This is a genomic window from Sulfitobacter pacificus (assembly GCF_030159975.1).
GTDB lineage: Bacteria > Pseudomonadota > Alphaproteobacteria > Rhodobacterales > Rhodobacteraceae > Sulfitobacter > Sulfitobacter pacificus.
Genome location: NZ_BSNL01000007.1, coordinates 38,763 through 52,722, shown reverse-complemented (window position 1 = coordinate 52,722; position 13,960 = coordinate 38,763). Strand labels below are relative to the sequence as shown.

The following is a 13,960-nucleotide window of genomic DNA, read 5'->3' as shown; positions in this document are numbered from 1 at the left end:
GGTCAGTTCTCCAGGGTCTCGGCGTCGACGCGGTAGGAGGTCACCACGAAGCCCAAGGGGTTGGCCCAGACGTCCTGAAGGCGCTGGCGGGTTTCGGGTTGGAAGTCGTAGCCAACGGTGGCGACGTAGGACCGGGTGACGGTGCGCGTATCGCGGGGGCGCCGCAGCGTGCGGGTGAAACGGACCTGGGCCACGCCGCGCTCGATCTGGTTCACCGACTTGATCACCACCTCGATCTTGGCGTCACGCCCATAGACGGTGATCGGGTAGTCCTCGTTGGTAGAGGACCAGAGATCGCGCAGCGTGCGCGCGGCGTCGCCATCCGAGCGGTCGAGCACCGAGTTGATGCGTTGCTCGCCATCGGTCAGGTCATAGGTCTCTCGATCGTCGACATAGGCCACGAGATTGGCCTGGATGATGGCGTCGCTTTCGGAAAGGGTCAGCGCCTGGACGGCGGCGACCCGGTCCATCTCGCCGGTTTCCTTGTCGACCACGACGACGAAGGTCTCGGTCGTTTTCAGCGGAAAGAGGCTCGCGCCCGCGACCATACCGGCGATGCCGACCAGCACGCCCGCGGCCGCGACAAACCATGCGAAACGCTCGCGCCGTCTTGGCCCGTAGATGAAATCCGCCTCGAAAGCATCGCGATCGGGCGCGGGGGAACTGGTCACAAGCTTCTTCAAGTCAATCGTCTTTCACATCAGGGTTTGCGGAAGGCCTTGGCGGCGGAAAGGAGCGCGCCGGGGCTTTGCCGGATCAACTCGCCGGTTTTCACCACGCCCGCATTGGCCATCTGGTTCAGCTCGTGGGGGGATTTGCCGGTGACGAGGCGGGAGGTCGCGCCGGTGCCATACTGGCGCGTGTTCACGAAGCCCTGACGTGCGAGGCCGGTCAGACCCACGGCATTCGAGGCAATGCCCACCACGCCGGTAAGGTTGGAGGCGATGTAGGGCACCGAGGCCATGATTCCGGCGCTGAGGATCAGGATCACGAGGAAGGGCAGGATGAGGCTGACGGTCTCGACATCGCCCGGATCGGCGGAGGCGTCGCCGATCGCTTCGGCGATGGCGACGATGATGCCCGCGGCCCCGGCGGCCGCGACCGGCATGAGCGCATAGCCGATGGTGGCGCGGGTCCAGGCCTCGAAGAGGGACTGGGTAGGCTTGAAAAGCGAGGCCACGATCATGAAGGGGGCGATCACGATCATCAGCGCGAAGACGATGCGGGCGAAGGCGATGATCCCGGCGGTGACAGCAGCGAAGACGGCGGAAAGGACAAAGAAGATCGCGCCGAGGACCGCGCCGAAAACCCAGCCCGCGCGATCGCCAATCGTGTCGCCATAGGCGGTGATGCGTGCGACCATGTTGTCGAGGCTCTCATAGACACCGGCCTCGTCGCCTGACCCGGTGAGCGCCAGGATCGAAGCGCCGACGGAGTCAGGCACCCGGGTGACGATGTCATAGATCACGCTGAAATTGTCCCAACTCTGCGCGAATATCCCCACCAGGGCCACCTTCATCCCGAAGGCAAAGCCGGTGCCGAAGGGCAGGGGGCGGAGTTGCATCACGGCGTTGATTCCGAGGAGGACGACAAGGAGCGTCGCTCCCGCCGAGATGACATTACCGACCGAGGCCGCCGAGGAGACAAAGCCGTCCTGCGCCACGGTGTTCACCGCGGCGTCGACCTCGCTCAGAATGTCGCGAATGATCCCCATCTACTCGGCACAGCCTGCGGCAGCTTTGGCCTCAAGGGCATCGGCCTGCGCGTAAAGCTCGAGCACGTTGAAGGGCAGACGCGGATTGTCCGAGGTCTGGAACCGGGGCAGGGCGTCCAAAGCCTGATCCCAGGTGAACTGATCGAGCAGGCAGGTGCAGTTCTCTGTGGCCAGCGCCTCTTCGGCGATCAGGATGCGCAGGATCGCGCGGTAGCCATTGCGCAAGTAGGCGGTCTCGGCGAGATCGGCAGGCGGCTTCGGGACACGGCAGGCGTCGGCTTCGTCCCGTTCGATTTCCATCGAGGTGAAGGGCCGATCCTGACCTGATGCCGCGTCGGGCAAGACAAGGAGGCCGAGCGGGATAACAAGTGAAAGGCCGAGAAGTCCGGCTTCCATCAGCGTGAAACGGCTCGGGGTGCGTTTGGACCTTCTCATGGATCCACCGCCATCGAGCGGAACTTGCGCTCATCCGCGAGGGTTGCGGCATCGACAACGCCGAGTTGGCCCGCACTGACGCCTTGCGCGGCTTCCAGCCGCCAGATCTGGGTCAGGATGATCCCGAGCTCGGCGGTGACACGGGTGTTGAGATCGACGGCGGCCTTCAACCCGTCCTGATCATCAATGAGCCCGACCATGGTCTCGAGCCGCTCAAGGCTTTGCCCGGCCTCTTCGTGGCTTTCCTGAGCGGCGACCGACAGCATGGCACTGGCCCCGGCCGAGGCGGCAATGCGGTTGTCGGCGGGTTGATCGGAGCTTGAGAGTGTCCCCAGGCGTTCCGAAGTAAACCCGCTGCCCGAAAGCACCCGTTCGACGGAGGCCGTGAGTTCCGTCCCGGGATTGAAGCCGCTCAGGAAATCGCCGCTCGCCAGCGATTGCGCGGTGTTGAGAGGAGCCACCAGCTTGCCACGCAGCGCGCGGAACTCTTCGACCGTGGCGAAGAGCTCTCCCAACCCACTGCCTTCGATCAGCGAGGTCAGTTGCGCCTCGAGGTTCGTGAGCTGTGACAGCTGGGTTTCCAGTTCCAGCCGCATCGTAGCGAGCTGCTGCATCTGGACGTTCAGGTCCTCCGCCATGTGCTCGAGTTGGGCCACAAGCTGCCCGAGTTGCGAGCCATCGAAGGTCGGAACTCCCTGAGCGGTGGCGGGCGAGGCAAACCCGAGTGTGGCGACCGCCGCGGCGGTCAGGAGAAGGTGTCTCATTCGGGAACTCCCATCTGCATGAAGTCGCGCTCGGCGAGCCGGTCGACGACGAGGTGTTGCGCGTAGGCCGCCTCGCGCTGCTGGTTGGCGGCCATCAGCCGGACGCGGAGATTGAGGATGCGGCCGATCTCGGCCTTGGCGTAGGTGTTGAGCTCCCAGGCCGCCTTGGCATTGGGCTGGGCATCGATCTGCAGGATGATGGCGCGGAGGCGATTGATCACCTGCTCGGTCGTGGCCGAACTGTCAGCGGCGTAATAGACGCCGGCCTCCGAGATGCTGGCATATTCGGCGAGCGCAAAGTCCGAGGGCGAGAGCGTGCCGAGCGCATCGGCACCGCCCACGACGGCCAAGTATTCGTTGTAGAACTTGGAGATGTTGCGCACATAGCCTTGGGTCTCGGCAAAGGGCGGCACGCCGCCGTACTCAATGACCCGGCCCGGCCCCGCGTTATAGGCAGCCAGCGCATGGGGAATGTTGCCGAAGCGGTTGAGTTGCGTGGTGATGTAGCGCGCGCCGCCGCGGAGGTTGTCTTTCACGTCGTAGCGGTCGACGCCGAGATCCGAGGCGGTGCCCGGCATGAGCTGGGTCAGGCCATAGGCCCCGACCGGGCTTTCGGCTGCGACGTTGAAGCGGCTCTCCTGCTTGATCAGGGCCTGGAAGAGACAGCGCCACTGGGTGGCCGAGAGACCCGCGCGGGCCACACCGGGGGCGCCTGCGAATTCGCCCGCAACCTCGACGATCATCATCTCGACCGTCTCGCGGCCCTCGCCGAAGAGCCGGCTGTTCATCGGGCTGGGGTCGGTGTTCGGGTAGACCGCCGCCACTCCGAAATCCGCATTGCCCTCGAGCGCGCGGATATCAAAACCCGGGCCGGTGATTGCGGCGGTCATCTCCTCGAGGACGCGCAACTGGTCGGCCTGGACATCGGCGAGCGTCGTCTCCGTGCGATCCTTGTCCTGCTGGACACCCAGATCCTCGGCCAGTGCCGTCACCCGCGCGATGGCGCGTCCGATCGCGGAATTGTCCTGCGTCGGCACGCCCTGGGCATGCGCGGGCATGGCACCGAGGCCGAGCCAGAACCCGGCGGATATGATCGTGGCGCGGTTCATTCCGGACGGGGCAGGGGTTCGAAGGTGCAGTCGGGCTTGGCCGCCTCCTGAACCGGTGCGCCCATGGTTGAGAAGGAAAGCGCGGACCGCGTCACCTGCGGCTGGCCGTTTCGGCCAAAGCAAGGCGAGGTTTTCTCGGTGTATTTTTCGCAAGCGGCGAGCAGGCTAGCGGCGGCGCAAAGCGCCAGGAGAGGTTTCGAACTCATATCACATGTCTCCAGAAATCGGGATTGGCGCGCCAATCGGCGGGCACGCGCGCTTCGCCGGTGGCGCCGCCGCCAAGGATGGGAAGGAGATCGCCAAGTGCGGAGAGGTCCGCATCGACGAAGACGCTGTCGCCCGCCGAGCGCACGAGCGCGATGCGCTGGCCAATGGTGGGCTGGACGAGGAGCGCGGCCTCCTTGGCATTGACGCGGAGGAAATCGTAATCGGAGATTGTGGCGCGGTCGTTCGGGAAGAGGATCTGCGTCGGCACCGTCTCGACGATGGTCTTGCCCACGCGGCTGTCGCGCAGCTGGCTTGGATATTGCGTCATCATGATCACGACGCAGTTCATCTTCCTCAGCGTCACCAGCCAGTTTTCCAGCCGCGCCCCGAAGTAGGGATCGTCGAGCAGCTTCCAGGCTTCGTCGAGCACGATGATGGTGGGGTGGCGATCTTCGACCACGCGTTCGATCTGGCGGAAGATGTAGGAGAGCACCGCCATGCGCTCGGTCGTCATATCGAGGATCTCGGTCATGTCAAACCCGACGATGTCACCCGTGAGCTTGAGCCCCGCGCCGCGTTCGGGCTCGTCAAAGACCCAGCCATAGCGCCCGCCTGGCGCCCACTCGGCAACGCGGGATTGCAGCTCGCCATCATCATCAAGCGACTGGAACAGGGTCTCGAAACTAAGGAAGTGTTGCAGGGCTGCGCCTGCATCGGCGTTCTGGCCGACCGCGCTCTGGATGTGGCGGGATTGCTCGCCGGTCAGCGTGCCACCCCGCGTAAGAAGGGTTGCCAGCCAGTCCGAGAACCAGGCTCGGCCGCGCTCGTCTGTCTCGGTGGCGAGCGGGTTCAGGCCCGTGGGAACACCGGCCCGGATCTCGTTATAGCGTCCGCCGAGGGCGCGGACCGCCATTTCGAGGCCGCGATCCTTGTCGAAAAGGAAAAGCCGCGCGCCGACCCGCTGCGCCTGCGCCGCGAGGAAAGCGGTGGTCAGCGTCTTGCCGGTGCCGGTGCGTCCCAGCACGAGCGTGTGGCCGACCGTGGGTTCTTTGCCGGGGCTGCCCGCCTCGTGGAAATTGAAGCGATACCCAGAAGTGCCGACCGTGGGCAGCACGGAGATCGTCTGGCCCCAGGGCGATTGGTCGGGACTACGCCCCTCGACGCTGCCATGCAGGGCCGCAAAATCCGCGAAGTTGATCGAGGAGATCGGCGTCTTGCGCGCCCGGTAGCCGAAATTGCCGGGTGACTGCGCGAAGTAGGTGGCTTTCAGCGCCATGTTTTCACGCACGATCACCGACATGATCTCCTGGCCGACGCGCTTGATCTGGGCGGCGGCGCGTTCGAGCGTGTCGCGGTCCGGCGCATAGACCGCGATCGACAAATGATGGTCGCCAAAGGCGATGCGTCCTGCCTCTTGGTCGTCGGCGGCTTGTCCCAATTGTTCCCGCAGAGAGACGGCGGCATCGTCCGAGGCTTGCATCTGGCGGATGATGCGCTGGATGCGCTCGGCCATGATGTTGTTGGGGATCGGGCTGAAGGAATTCGTCAGCACGATGTCGAGCGGCAGGTCGAGCGCATCGAGCAGCGTGACATCCGTGAGGGCCGGATAGGTCTTCATCGAGAAGAGCGCGCCGTATTTGACCCGACCTGTCACGGCATCGGTCAGGGTGACGACGTCGCCGTCGAAGGTTGCCCGACAGTTGCTCAAGGTATGCGAGAGGGGCAGGGCGCTTTGTCCAAAGGCGATGGGGGAGAAGCTGCCGGCGTTCAGCGTGTTGAGATAGCCCAGCCATTCACCGCCCCTGCGGGTCAGCCGGACGGGATTGGCGGAGGCAAGCGCCACCTCGAAAAAGCCCATGACCTCGTTCAGTTCCTGCATCCGCGTCGCGCGGTCTTTGACCCAGGCCTTGCGGGCCAGCGCCCGCAGGAGCGGAATGCGCGCCGAGATATCGGGACGCCGGATGACGCTGAGATAGAGCTGTCGCTTGGCCGGGCGCAGGTCTTTGACATGGGCCTGCCAGCGGGCATCGATCGCGGCGGCGAAATTGTCGCCCTCGACCGCGCGCATCCCCAGATCCTGTGGCACGGAAATCCGGTGGATGTAGAATCCGAAGGCGTTGCCGGTCTGGGCGACGATGGCGGCAACCGCGCGTTTGAGCGCGTCGAGCCGGGCATCCTCGGTGGTCATGGGGTTCAGACCATCGAGGCGCAGCGAGGCGAGGAGGTCGCCCTCGCGCAGCACCATGACATTGTCACCGGCGAGAGCAAAATACGGCAGGTGCTCGGCGAGGTAGCTCTCCCGCGCAAACTCCCCGCCGCCCGCTTGGAGCAGGGCTGTTCCGTGAGTGGAAAGTGTGCCTACATCAAGCGCCAAAGCTGTCCCCTCCGTGCAGTGCCCGATTCTTCGTCGGGCGCACTGAGCCATAGGAGACGCGCAGCACCTCGAAGAAATGCGGCTCCCGGTCAGCGACGAACCAGAGGATCGGATAAGCGACCAGACCGATCAGGAAGAAGACCATCGACTTCGTCCAGATGAACGGCAAAACGACCCCGATCGCCAGCACCACCAGGTATCCGACGGGGAGACCCAGATACTTGGGCGGACGGGCGAGACCCAGAAAGAGGGGGGATTGTTGGGCCAACTCTATTCTCCAACCTCAGGAGAAGCCGTCAACGATGGTGCCGGCCGAGAAGATCAGCACGATCCCGATGATGACCGAGGCGAACCAGCCCCAGTTGAGCCGTCCCATCATGCACATGAAGCCGGTGCCGATGACGGCAAGCGTGGCGACCGCGATCCCGATGGGGCCGGTCAACGCGGCCTCGACGGTCTCCAACATGGTCTGGATGGGTGACAAGTCTTGGGCGAGGGCGGGGCTTGCGAATACCGCCAAGGTTGTGGCGGCATGCGAGAGGCGGCTGAGGCGATGTCGAAGCATGCGGGAGTTCCCTTGTTTTATTGAAGTTCGATAAGGACCGGCGCGCGGGCAGGCAGCTGGTCGGCGACGCGGATGTTCGGCGCGGAAACAGGCGTACCCGCCAGCCGGGACCTGTTCCGGTGGATGCGCGCAATATAGTCGCTGGTCTCGCTGAAGGGCGGGATGCCGGAATACGCGACCACCCGGTGCGGCCCGGCATTGTAGGCCGCAAGCGCCAGGTCGATGTCCTTGAACATGGCGAGCTGCGCGAGCAGATAGCGCGCTGCGCCGTCGAGGTTCTGGGACGGGTCGCGCGGATCAACGCCGAGCGCACGGGCCGTGTCCGGCATCAACTGGCCGAGGCCATAGGCGCCCTTGGGACTGACGGCGGTCGGGTTATAGCTGCTTTCGGCCTCGACCAGGGCGCGGAACAAGGTCTGCCAGTCATCAGCATCCAGACCAACCTTGCGCAGGGCGCGGTTCTCTTGGTGGCGATTTGCGGTGGCGCGGATTAGAGCAAGGATTCCGCTGTGACTGGAAGGCGGCGTGGCGTCCAGCGAGGCCAGAACAACATCGGCTTCAGTGCTATCATCCAGACCAGCCCAAGCAGGCCGCTCGCCGTGGAAGGTCCAACCGGAGGTCCGGGCCGTGCCGTCGCGGCCGAAGGCGATGACGTCAGCCGCGCTCCTCGAGGGTGATGCTGTAGTCAGGACCAAAGCGCAGATCGCGCCCGTCACCGAACTCGAGATGATGCTTGAAGAGACCCGGCCATATGTTGAAATACCGCGGCTCAGGCCCGTGTGGGGTGATCCGGGTCGAGACCAGAATGGCTTCCGGTTCGCCGATCCGAAGGTAGATGCACTGGTAGCGCGGCTTGCCATCGTCCGTGACCCCCACGAGCTCATACCGGCAGCGGAACGCGATGCCTTCTTCTTGAAGGTCTTTCACACCATCGATGGTGATCAGGATCTGGTTGCGCGCTATCGGCATGTTTGGACTCTCCCGTTGAGAGCCCTTCTACTTCACGACACTAAGGCCATAAAGTCATATGGAGTCAATACGACATATTGCAGAAAAATACAAATTGCGCGATAGTCGCCGCAACTTTTGCGGGAGTGTGACATGAGGCGACAGGCGATGGCGGCGATTATCGGGGTGTTTGGGGCTCTTGGGGCCCCACTGAAGGCGCAGGCCTATGACATCGACTGCGCCATCATGCTCTGCATGGCGGGTGGATTTCCACCAAGTGCCGTCTGTGCCCGCGCCTATCGCACCATGATTCGTCGCATCACGCCCTGGCCGAGCTTGCCGCCTTTTGGGGTTTGCACCTTCGCGCATGTGCCGGTCGAGCTAGGTGGGCCGGGCGGAGAGGGTGAACTCGACACCAACCTGCCGGAATACGAATGGCTGAACCGAACCCATGTGATCTGGTTCACCGGGCGATCCTACGAGCCGCGCGATGAGTCGCGTCAGTGGGACTGGTCGATCCGCTCCTGCGATCGCGAGAACCGGACCTGTCGGTATATTCAGCGGGTCTACGGATCGCACACCCCATGGCCCGCGACATTCGTCTCGGAAAGCGGCCAGGAGATCGCCTATCCGACCAGTGGAGGGCTTTGGCACTTCTATTCCCGAAGCATCATGGTCGAATACGGCGACTACGAGGGCACCATGGGCCACTCGGAGTGGTTCTCCTACTGATCCGGACCGTCCGATGCCTTCAGGGAGACCGGGCGCAGATCGGCAAGGCCTGCATCAAAGCGTTCCGGATCGACATGCCAGCGGCGACTCACCGAGCCATCATTCCAACGGTAATCGGTGAACAGGTGAAGCTCCTGCACCCCGTCGTTCAGAAACCCTTCCTGGAAAGGCCAGCCTGTCTTTCTCATAACCATGAAACTCACTACGCTCCTTTTGACTACCTCTTGGTACGTTCCGATCGAGAACGCATCCGGGGCTGGCAAATACTGGCTAGCGTTTTGTGAAGAGCTCTTCTGGATCTACGTTCAGTGCTTTGGCGATACGTTCGAGAAGGTCGAGGGAGGCGGCGAACTTGGCGTTCTCGACCTTGCCCATATGGCCGCGGCTCACGTCGGCCCGATGAGCAAGCTCCTCCTGGCTGAGGCCGCGGGCGCGTCTCAATTCCTGGATGTTCAGTGCTACACGGTCCCGCAAGTTCATGCCCGCGAAACGGACACGGTGAGCGAAATATCGCCACGCGATATATGTTACATTCAGGGGTGCAGAGAAGAATTCTTGGAACGGCGCGAGATCGCCGGAATGGGATGCCTGCCGATACGCAGGTCACGGGATGATCCGTCTCGCTAACATAATGGGCCGTTCAATTACTCTTTCGGAAAAGGGCGGCACCGGCAATACCGGTGCCGCCAGGAATTCGCCCACAGGGAGGAGGTAGAGGACGAATTTTACGCGGGAATTTGGGGCGATCCAAAAATCGCATAATCTGGATTATGCAAATCAAAAGCTTCATTCACTACTGATGATCATATGCATTCAAAATATGTCAAAATTCTCTGCTTGTTCCCATTCCGAGATATGTGCCAATTACCGCTCTCATGTCCCATTTAATATGACGACGGACACTTGCAGTACTTGCAGTAACGGTTTGGTTTGCTGATTAGATCTCCGCGTCTAAGCACTAATCTCGGAGGCGAGAGGACCAACTTTCAACGGCTCGATTCTTCAGTCTGGACCTAATCAAATTCTTCCAAGAAACGGAAAGCTCTCTCACTGAGCCCAGATCACTAGTAAGATCAAAATTCAATGGAGCTTGGTAGAGTGTCTTATGAACCCTTTGCAAAGGCCATTCTCGGTTTGGCCTGTCGATGAGAGTAATCGCATCTCCTGCTGCCACCCACCCAGTTTGCAAGACTCTATAATACCAGCCAGTCAAACCAGATGACTGAACAAGTTTCGCAAACCCGGGTTGACTGATCCGAACGTTAAGCTTCCAACAAGGTTGTCGTGGTTGTGAAACCTGCACAACCGCCTCGCCAATCTGAAAGGAATCACCGAGGCATACGTTGGTCTCATCGTGGTCGCATGCAACGATATTCTCTCCGAACGTGCCAGGACTAAGATCCTTGGTCCCTGGTAAAACCCGTTTCCAGTGTTCATAATGACCAGAGCAGTATTGATGGAGCGCCTTGTCAAGCCCGCCATGTTTTTCTTGATCGGCCTGCACGTCGCCTTCTATCCCAAGAGGGGACAGCCAAACCTTTCCGAGAACCGCTTTCTTAGTGATAGCACTGCTCGCGTTGTTTGGCCCGAATGGGACCGGTGTTCCAATCCGTACTTCCGAAACAAGAGCCGATTTCATATGATGCTTCACCTTCCCACAAGCGATTTGCCCAAGGATCGCCTTGGTTATGCGCCCAAGACGGACCTTGGGTCAAAGTCAGGATCCCTGATCTGCTCGACGCTCGCCAATTGATTTGACGAGAACATTTTCTTTGCGGTCATGAATGTCCGAGGATCATTCATCGCGTCGACGGAGACCAGCCGCTCTTTTGCGAAATACCACACAGACAGGCTGCCGGGTTTTGTTCCAACTCGTGTAACGGTGTCCGTATAACTTTGATTTAGCCCTGCAATCTGTAGCTTTACATCGAATTGATCCGACCAAAACCATGGGTAGGGAGTATATGGAGTTTCAAACCCTGCCATATTCGATGCCGTAGACTCGGCCTGATCTACTGCATTCTGAACGGATTCCAGCCGCACCATCTGGCCCAGATATTCAAACCGCGTGCAGTCACCAGCGGCGTAAATGTCTTTGTCATTCGTCTGTCCGAAGGAATTGACAAGGATTCCCTGATCCACGTTCAGGTCGGCATCTCGGGCCAGGTCGTCATTGGCCACGACACCGACGCCAACAATCACGAAATCAACTTCCATAGCGCTGCCGTCAGAAAACTCAGCGCCCGCCACGCGGCCATTGTTACCGACGAGACGCTTTACGCCAAGAGCTTCGTCAATCTGCACGCCGTTTTCGTGGTGGAGCTGTCGAAAGTAGTTTGATGTTTCGGCGCAGGCAACGCGTTGCAAGATGCGGTCGGCCATCTCGACGACCCGCACCTGAAGACCTTTATTTCTCAGCACGGCGGCCGCTTCCAGCCCGATATAGCCGCCGCCGATCACCAAGGCACGCCGCCCCGAAGCAATTTCGGCTGCAAAAGCGTTCGCATCGTCGATGCCACGAACGACATAGACACCTTTGAGCTCCCCGCCCATCTCGTTTGGCAAGGCTCTGGGACGCGTGCCCGTTGTCAGGGCCAGCTTGTCATAGTCCAGAACGCGCCCGTCATCGAGTTGGACCTGCTTGGATTTTCTAACAATACGCACGACACGGTGGCCCGAGAGAAGGGAGATATCGTTCTTTTGATACCAAGCCTCGGGGCGAAGGAACAAACTCTCGACACTCATTTCCCCGGTTACATATTTTTTTGACAACGGTGGGCGCTGATAGGGAAGATAACGCTCTTCGCCCACTATCGTAATCGCAGCCTCGCTATCTTGCTGTCTGTACTTTCCGGCAAGAGAGCACGCGGCCTGCCCCGCACCGACAATGAGTATCTTCTTTTTCATGTCAGTTTCCTATGCTGTCGTCTCGGAGATAAACTTGGTGGCAAGATAGGCGTCAAAGGTCTCGCTGCCGCCCTCGCTGCCCATACCGCTGTCCTTGACGCCTCCCAAAGGTGTCTCTGGCAATGCGATGCCAAAGTGGTTGACGTTCACCATGCCCGCTTCGAGCCTTGAGGCTACATAGTGCGAGGTCCGGAGCGATTGGGTGAAGACATAGGAGGCAAGCCCGAACGGCAACGCGTTTGCTCGGGAAAGCACTTCATCCACATCACTGAAGGTTGTGATAGGAGCGACCGGTCCAAAAGGTTCTTCGCGCATGATATTTGCCGTGTCAGGCGTATTCATCAACACGGTCGGCGGAAAGAAGTTACCTGGGCCTGACATGGCCTTGCCGCCGGTCAATATACTTGCACCTTTGGCGGTTGCGTCGGAAACAAACTCGGTCATCGCGCTCACACGTCGGTTATGGGCTAGCGGGCCCATTGTCGTGGCACTGTCCATGCCGTCTCCGACTACGCGCGTTCCAAAGGCTTTGGAAAATTTTTCGCCAAATTCTTCGGCCACGCTTTCATGGACGTAGAACCGGCTTGGCGACATACACACTTGACCTGCGTTCAACCCTTTATAACCGGCCAAAAGGGTCGCGGCCTTGTCAATATCGGCATCATCGAACACCAGAACCGGAGAATGCCCACCCAGTTCCATTGTGACGCGCTTCATATGCGCCCCAGCCATTGCCGCTAGATGTTTTCCAACGGGGATTGACCCGGTAAATGAGATTTTGCGCACGTTAGGTGACTTGATGAGATGCTCCGATATCTGAGCAGGCACGCCCCAAACGACATTGAGGCACCCCGCTGGCAAGCCCGCGTCATGAAACATTTGCGCCAGCGCAACGACGGCGCTTGGTGCGTCCTCGGAGGCCTTGAGGATAATCGTACATCCCGATCCCAAAGCGGCGCAGATTTTGCGAAGCGCCTGATTGAGTGGATAATTCCAAGGCGAGAATGATGCACAGACGCCAACAGGCTGGCGAATAACAGTCTGGCGGACGCTTGGATCACGCGGCGGGATGACGCGCCCGTAGATGCGGCGACATTCCTCTGCGTGCCACTCTGCATGATCCGCGGCCCCCATGACTTCCATTCTGGCTTCGGTCAGCGGCTTGCCCTGATCCATTGTGAGGCTATAGGCGATATCCTCGACCCGATCTCGGATCATACCCGCAACGCTGCGCAGAATACGGCTGCGTTCTAAGGGTGACGTCCAGCGCCACGTTTGGAACGCACGATCCGCCGCAGCAATGGCTGCATCCAGATCTTCGGGCATGGCATGGGGCAACTGGCCGACAACTTGTCCGTTGGCCGGGTTATAAACCGGCTCTCCATCCCGATCATCGGCCCCTATGAAATGGCCGTCAATATACATGGACAGTGAAGCATACGACCGGGTCACAGGAAGTAGCTCCCGCCATCTACGGCGACGGTCTGTCCGGTAATGAATGCCGCGCCATCACTGGCAAGAAAGAGCAGCGCGCCAGTCAGATCACCCGGTACCTGATCGCGCGGGATGGAGCGGCTGGACTTCCTGACCACGTCGCCCATGATTTCTTCCATGCCAGTTGCAAGCACTCCGTCGCTGAGCGTAAATCCAGGCGCAATAGCATTCACTGTAATGTTGTCTTTGCCCAATTCACGCGCCAAGGCGCGGGTAAAAGACACAACAGCTCCTTTGCTAGACGTGTAGTGCAGCATGAACGGAGCACCTTTAAGTTGCGACGTTGACGCGATATTCACGATCCTGCCGGCCGTACTCTTACGTAGTTCTGGGAGCGCCGCTTTGGCACAAAGAAATGGGCCGAGCGTATTGACCTCCATCACTTTCATCCATTCAGCGGGTTCAATTTGGTCAAATGGCTTTAGCTTCAGCGAGGTGAAAATACCCGCATTGTTCACCAACAAATCCAGGCCGCCAAAATTGTCGACCGCCGCGGCAACCATCGCGTTTGTGTCGTCTACGTTAGCGACATCGGCCTTAACGCCGATCACATCAAAGCCTTCGCTTTTAAGTCTATTGGCAGCTTCATCCGCTCCGGCCATATCTGCGATGACAACGGCGTATCCTGCGTCAGCAAGGCTTCGCGTGAACGCAAAGCCAATACCGCTTGCGCCACCAGTTACAATCGCCACTTTTTTCTTGGTGTTCATG

The 13,960-nt window shown here is 60.5% G+C and carries 18 protein-coding genes; 1 reads left to right on the top strand and 17 read right to left on the bottom strand.

What is annotated here, in order from left to right; all coding sequences use genetic code 11:
- Window positions 1-2 precede the first annotated feature (2 nt).
- Genes QQL78_RS19830 through QQL78_RS19780 form a run of 11 tightly spaced genes read right to left on the bottom strand, consistent with a single transcriptional unit; the run spans window position 3 to window position 8,137 of the window.
- Window positions 3-683, bottom strand: coding sequence for a VirB8 family type IV secretion system protein (locus QQL78_RS19830; protein ID WP_284376399.1), 681 nt, complete (start codon window positions 681-683; stop codon window positions 3-5).
- A gap of 17 nt (window positions 684-700) precedes the next feature.
- Window positions 701-1,714 carry a TrbL/VirB6 family protein gene (locus tag QQL78_RS19825; RefSeq protein ID WP_284376397.1) on the bottom strand — a complete coding sequence of 338 codons (1,014 nt, stop codon included), beginning with the start codon at window positions 1,712-1,714 and terminating at the stop codon, window positions 701-703.
- Window positions 1,715-2,149 (bottom strand): hypothetical protein, encoded by a 435-nt coding sequence (locus QQL78_RS19820; RefSeq protein WP_284376395.1) that lies wholly within the window; start codon window positions 2,147-2,149, stop codon window positions 1,715-1,717. It abuts the gene before it with no gap.
- Complete coding sequence (locus tag QQL78_RS19815; protein ID WP_284376394.1) at window positions 2,146-2,913, bottom strand: type IV secretion system protein; 768 nt, start codon at window positions 2,911-2,913, stop codon at window positions 2,146-2,148. The genes QQL78_RS19820 and QQL78_RS19815 overlap by 4 nt, the downstream gene beginning before the upstream one ends.
- The gene (locus tag QQL78_RS19810) at window positions 2,910-4,022 is read right to left on the bottom strand and encodes a lytic transglycosylase domain-containing protein (RefSeq protein ID WP_284376392.1); all 1,113 of its coding nucleotides are present in this window, start codon (window positions 4,020-4,022) and stop codon (window positions 2,910-2,912) included. Before QQL78_RS19810 ends, QQL78_RS19815 begins: the two co-directional genes overlap by 4 nt.
- Window positions 4,019-4,228, bottom strand: a complete 210-nt coding sequence (locus tag QQL78_RS19805) for a hypothetical protein (RefSeq protein WP_284376390.1) — start codon at window positions 4,226-4,228, stop codon at window positions 4,019-4,021. Before QQL78_RS19805 ends, QQL78_RS19810 begins: the two co-directional genes overlap by 4 nt.
- Window positions 4,225-6,654 carry a VirB4 family type IV secretion/conjugal transfer ATPase gene (locus tag QQL78_RS19800; RefSeq protein WP_284376388.1) on the bottom strand — a complete coding sequence of 810 codons (2,430 nt, stop codon included), beginning with the start codon at window positions 6,652-6,654 and terminating at the stop codon, window positions 4,225-4,227. Before QQL78_RS19800 ends, QQL78_RS19805 begins: the two co-directional genes overlap by 4 nt.
- Window positions 6,593-6,871, bottom strand: a complete 279-nt coding sequence (locus QQL78_RS19795; RefSeq protein WP_284376387.1) for a VirB3 family type IV secretion system protein — start codon at window positions 6,869-6,871, stop codon at window positions 6,593-6,595. Before QQL78_RS19795 ends, QQL78_RS19800 begins: the two co-directional genes overlap by 62 nt.
- A gap of 15 nt (window positions 6,872-6,886) precedes the next feature.
- Window positions 6,887-7,168 (bottom strand): TrbC/VirB2 family protein, encoded by a 282-nt coding sequence (locus QQL78_RS19790; protein WP_284376385.1) that lies wholly within the window; start codon window positions 7,166-7,168, stop codon window positions 6,887-6,889.
- A gap of 17 nt (window positions 7,169-7,185) precedes the next feature.
- Window positions 7,186-7,863, bottom strand: a complete 678-nt coding sequence (locus tag QQL78_RS19785) for a lytic transglycosylase domain-containing protein (protein ID WP_284376383.1) — start codon at window positions 7,861-7,863, stop codon at window positions 7,186-7,188.
- Entirely contained in the window at window positions 7,823-8,137 is a 315-nt protein-coding gene (locus tag QQL78_RS19780; protein ID WP_284376381.1) for a hypothetical protein, read from the bottom strand. The genes QQL78_RS19785 and QQL78_RS19780 overlap by 41 nt, the downstream gene beginning before the upstream one ends.
- Before the next feature lie 132 nt (window positions 8,138-8,269).
- Between QQL78_RS19780 and QQL78_RS19775 the strand changes: the two genes are divergently transcribed.
- Window positions 8,270-8,848, top strand: a complete 579-nt coding sequence (locus tag QQL78_RS19775; protein ID WP_284376380.1) for a hypothetical protein — start codon at window positions 8,270-8,272, stop codon at window positions 8,846-8,848.
- On the opposite strand, the gene QQL78_RS19770 is transcribed toward QQL78_RS19775, so the two are convergent.
- From QQL78_RS19770 to QQL78_RS19750, 6 genes are all read right to left on the bottom strand, one after another.
- Window positions 8,842-9,042 (bottom strand): hypothetical protein, encoded by a 201-nt coding sequence (locus tag QQL78_RS19770; protein ID WP_284376468.1) that lies wholly within the window; start codon window positions 9,040-9,042, stop codon window positions 8,842-8,844. The genes QQL78_RS19775 and QQL78_RS19770 overlap by 7 nt on opposite strands.
- A gap of 76 nt (window positions 9,043-9,118) precedes the next feature.
- Complete coding sequence (locus tag QQL78_RS19765) at window positions 9,119-9,328, bottom strand: helix-turn-helix domain-containing protein (RefSeq protein WP_284376377.1); 210 nt, start codon at window positions 9,326-9,328, stop codon at window positions 9,119-9,121.
- Window positions 9,329-9,806: 478 nt separating this feature from the next.
- Window positions 9,807-10,487: an MOSC domain-containing protein gene (locus tag QQL78_RS21725; protein ID WP_386259501.1), complete on the bottom strand. Its 681-nt coding sequence runs from the start codon at window positions 10,485-10,487 to the stop codon at window positions 9,807-9,809.
- Between the two features lie 47 nt (window positions 10,488-10,534).
- Window positions 10,535-11,755: an NAD(P)/FAD-dependent oxidoreductase gene (locus QQL78_RS19760; RefSeq protein ID WP_284376375.1), complete on the bottom strand. Its 1,221-nt coding sequence runs from the start codon at window positions 11,753-11,755 to the stop codon at window positions 10,535-10,537.
- A gap of 9 nt (window positions 11,756-11,764) precedes the next feature.
- Window positions 11,765-13,207 (bottom strand): NAD-dependent succinate-semialdehyde dehydrogenase, encoded by a 1,443-nt coding sequence (locus tag QQL78_RS19755; protein WP_246057869.1) that lies wholly within the window; start codon window positions 13,205-13,207, stop codon window positions 11,765-11,767.
- Complete coding sequence (locus tag QQL78_RS19750) at window positions 13,204-13,959, bottom strand: SDR family NAD(P)-dependent oxidoreductase (RefSeq protein ID WP_138865856.1); 756 nt, start codon at window positions 13,957-13,959, stop codon at window positions 13,204-13,206. The genes QQL78_RS19755 and QQL78_RS19750 overlap by 4 nt, the downstream gene beginning before the upstream one ends.
- Window position 13,960: the final 1 nt, after the last annotated feature.

Excerpts from the sequence above, each read along its gene's own strand:
- QQL78_RS19825 (WP_284376397.1), bottom strand. The coding sequence starts at position 1,714 with ATGGGGATCATTCGCGACATTCTGAGCGAGGTCGACGCCGCGGTGAAC.
- QQL78_RS19820 (WP_284376395.1), bottom strand. The coding sequence starts at position 2,149 with ATGAGAAGGTCCAAACGCACCCCGAGCCGTTTCACGCTGATGGAAGCC.
- QQL78_RS19815 (WP_284376394.1), bottom strand. The coding sequence starts at position 2,913 with ATGAGACACCTTCTCCTGACCGCCGCGGCGGTCGCCACACTCGGGTTT.
- QQL78_RS19810 (WP_284376392.1), bottom strand. The coding sequence starts at position 4,022 with ATGAACCGCGCCACGATCATATCCGCCGGGTTCTGGCTCGGCCTCGGT.
- QQL78_RS19805 (WP_284376390.1), bottom strand. The coding sequence starts at position 4,228 with ATGAGTTCGAAACCTCTCCTGGCGCTTTGCGCCGCCGCTAGCCTGCTC.
- QQL78_RS19800 (WP_284376388.1), bottom strand. The coding sequence starts at position 6,654 with ATGGCTCAGTGCGCCCGACGAAGAATCGGGCACTGCACGGAGGGGACA.
- QQL78_RS19790 (WP_284376385.1), bottom strand. The coding sequence starts at position 7,168 with ATGCTTCGACATCGCCTCAGCCGCCTCTCGCATGCCGCCACAACCTTG.
- QQL78_RS19780 (WP_284376381.1), bottom strand. The coding sequence starts at position 8,137 with ATGCCGATAGCGCGCAACCAGATCCTGATCACCATCGATGGTGTGAAA.
- QQL78_RS19775 (WP_284376380.1), top strand. The coding sequence starts at position 8,270 with ATGAGGCGACAGGCGATGGCGGCGATTATCGGGGTGTTTGGGGCTCTT.
- QQL78_RS19770 (WP_284376468.1), bottom strand. The coding sequence starts at position 9,042 with ATGGTTATGAGAAAGACAGGCTGGCCTTTCCAGGAAGGGTTTCTGAAC.
- QQL78_RS19765 (WP_284376377.1), bottom strand. The coding sequence starts at position 9,328 with ATGAACTTGCGGGACCGTGTAGCACTGAACATCCAGGAATTGAGACGC.
- QQL78_RS21725 (WP_386259501.1), bottom strand. The coding sequence starts at position 10,487 with ATGAAATCGGCTCTTGTTTCGGAAGTACGGATTGGAACACCGGTCCCA.
- QQL78_RS19760 (WP_284376375.1), bottom strand. The coding sequence starts at position 11,755 with ATGAAAAAGAAGATACTCATTGTCGGTGCGGGGCAGGCCGCGTGCTCT.
- QQL78_RS19750 (WP_138865856.1), bottom strand. The coding sequence starts at position 13,959 with ATGAACACCAAGAAAAAAGTGGCGATTGTAACTGGTGGCGCAAGCGGT.